A 2,867-nucleotide genomic window follows, 5' to 3' on the forward strand; every position below is an offset into this window, starting at 1 on the left:
GTTTCAGAGCATGCCAGTCCGCTGGCCGCACTGGGCGGCGTGGACGCGGGCGGGCAGAACGTGCACGTGGCCGCCTTGTCCGCGGCCCTCGCCAGGCGGGGACACACCGTCACCGTCTACACGAGGAAGGACTCGCCGGACCTCCCGCCCCGCGTCAAGGCAGGGCCGCGGCTCGAAGTGGTGCACGTAAAGGCCGGTCCGGCGAGCCACGTGCCCAAAGACGAACTGCTTCCCTACATGGAGGAACTGGCCCGCGGCATGGCCACGGACTGGGGCCAGCGGCAGCCGGACGTCGTGCATGGCCATTTCTGGATGTCCGGCCTGGCAGCGCTTGATGCTGCCAGACGCGACGGGACAGGCTACCGGATCCCGGTGGTCCAGACGTTCCATGCGCTCGGCACCGTTAAGCGACGGCACCAGGGCATCGATGACACCAGCCCCCTGGAACGCCGCTGGCTGGAGCCGAGGGTCGGACGCGACGCGGACCGGATCATCGCAACCTGCTCGGACGAAGTGTTCGAACTCAAAGCCATGGACATTGACACCGGCAAGGTGTCGATCGCACCCTGCGGCGTGGACCTGGACCTCTTCTCCGCTGACGGTCCGGGGGAATCCCGTCCACGCCGGCACCGTATCCTCTCGGTGGGAAGGCTCGTTCCCCGGAAAGGTGTTGACCTGGTGATCCGCGCCCTGCCGCTCTTGGCCGCGGAAGGCTATGACGACGTCGAACTCCTCATCGTGGGCGGTGGCGCCGAGCCCGGGCTCCTGGAATCAGACCCTGAAGTGCGCCGGCTCCTGACGCTCGCCCGTGACCTCGGCGTCGCCGACCGCGTGACGCTGCGGGGGCAGGTGCCCCGCGACGCCATGCCCGGGACCTTCCGCAGTGCGGACGCGGTGGTCTGCACCCCCTGGTACGAACCGTTTGGCATCGTTCCCCTGGAAGCGATGGCCTGCGGCGTTCCCGTGGTGGCGGCCGCCGTGGGCGGGCTCCGCGACACCGTGGTGGACCACCGGACGGGGATCCACGTACCGCCCCGGGATCCTGAGGCAATCGCCTCCGCGCTGGCCCTCCTGCTGGGCGACCCGGCACTCCGGGCAGAGCTTGGCGCAGCCGGCCAGCAACGCGCACGCTCACGGTATTCGTGGGACCGGGTGGCTGTCGAAACGGAAAAGGCCTACCAGCTGGCAATCGCAGGAGTGGCTGCCGGTACGGTCCCGATGGAAGGAGCTGCGCTGTGACTGCCGAATGGTCCCTTCGCGAGGACGAGCTCCAGGCCCTGGACGGCCAGGTGCGCTTCCCCGAAACCCTGCCGGGCCTCGATGCCATGGAAGCCCTTGATGGCGGCGCCGCGGAGGCAGTGCGGCTCCACCTGGACAATGTCATGCCGGCATTGGATTCACTCCGCGCCCAATCCGGCCGGCTGGCCGCGTGGGGTGTTGAACTGGCCAACAGGCTGCTCAGCGGGCAACGGTTACTGGCCGCCGGGAACGGCGGCTCGGCGGCCGAGGCCCAGCACCTGACGGCCGAACTGGTGGGCAGGTTCGACGGCGAGCGCGTCCCGTTTTCGGCGATCTCCCTGCACGCAGAAACCTCGGCAGTGACGGCCATCGCCAACGACTACGGGTTCGAGGAACTCTTCGCCCGGCAGGTCCGTGCCCACGGCCGGTCCGGGGACGTGCTGGTCCTGCTGTCCACCAGCGGCCAAAGCCCCAACCTGCTGCGCGCTGCGGAGACGGCCGCAAGGCTGAACATCACCACGTGGGCGCTCACCGGCCCGGGCCCCAATCCACTGGCCACAGCGTGTGACGAGGCGGTAGTGATCGACGCCGTCAACGCCAATGCGCAGGAGGGGCACCTGATCGCCCTGCACGCAGTCTGCCGTGCCTTCGATCTTGAGATCAGCCGGCGCGGCTCCGCACCCTGGGCTCCGGACGCGGGAGGCAGGCCATGAGAATCGTGGTGGTGGGCGATGTGATCCTGGACGTCGACCTGACCGGGACTGCAACGCGGCTCAGCCCGGATGCACCGGTTCCCGTGGTGGATGTGGCAAGCGTCAGGCGCCGCGCAGGCGGCGCGGGGCTCGTGGCCCGGATGCTGGTGCAGGACGGCTGGCCGGTCACCCTGGTGACGGTGCTGGCGGACGACGACGCCGCGCGGCAGGTGGAGGCTGCGCTCGCGGGAGTGCGGCTGGTGGCCGGCCCCAGCGGCTCCCCGACGCCGGTCAAGACCCGTGTCCGGGCCGGAACGCACCCCGTGGTCCGGTTCGACCAGGGCTGCGGCGCGGCACCGGTTCCGGAGGTGACCCCTGCGATGCTGCGGGCAGTCGAAAAAGCGGGCGCGGTGATCGTGGCCGACTACGGGCGGGGCCTGGCCGCAAATCCCCAGCTGAGGGAACTGCTCGCAGGGCTGGCGGACGATGTCCCTATCGTGTGGGACCCCCATCCTTCCGGCGCCCTTCCGGTGGCCGGGGTTTCGGTGGTGACTCCCAACCTGGCCGAAGCGCACCAGGCCGCCGGTCCCCGGGCAGCAGGACTGTTCGGCTCCGCAGCGGACGGCGCGGCAGAAGTGGCCGGCATCCTGCTCGATGAGTGGCGCAGCCGTGCCGTCCTGGTTACCACGGGGGAGCGCGGGGCGCTCCTGCTGCGGGAGCGGGACCGCACCCCCCGTCCGGTCCCGGCGCCCCGCGTTGAGTCGGGCGATCCTTGCGGCGCCGGTGACAGGCTGGCGGCGAGCCTTGCGGTCCACCTCCTCGGCGGCAGGGACCTCGAAGACGCTTCCGTGCTTGCCGTCCACGAGGCGGCGGACTTCCTGGCGGCCGGCGGGGTGGGTGCATTGCCGGATCCGCCGGTCCCGGGCAGGCCACGGC

The 2,867-nt window shown here is 70.7% G+C and carries 3 protein-coding genes; all 3 read left to right on the forward strand.

What is annotated here, in order from left to right:
- Positions 1–1,239 (forward strand): glycosyltransferase (locus DBR22_RS13350; protein WP_108599419.1); only part of this gene is annotated, 1,239 nt, incomplete at its 5' end.
- Complete coding sequence (locus DBR22_RS13355) at positions 1,236–1,952, forward strand: D-sedoheptulose-7-phosphate isomerase (protein ID WP_258229193.1); 717 nt, start codon at positions 1,236–1,238, stop codon at positions 1,950–1,952. The genes DBR22_RS13350 and DBR22_RS13355, both read left to right, overlap by 4 nt.
- Positions 1,949–2,867 (forward strand): bifunctional heptose 7-phosphate kinase/heptose 1-phosphate adenyltransferase (locus DBR22_RS13360; RefSeq protein ID WP_258229194.1); only part of this gene is annotated, 919 nt, incomplete at its 3' end. The genes DBR22_RS13355 and DBR22_RS13360, both read left to right, overlap by 4 nt.

The organism is Arthrobacter sp. HMWF013, assembly GCF_003061105.1.
GTDB lineage: Bacteria > Actinomycetota > Actinomycetes > Actinomycetales > Micrococcaceae > Arthrobacter.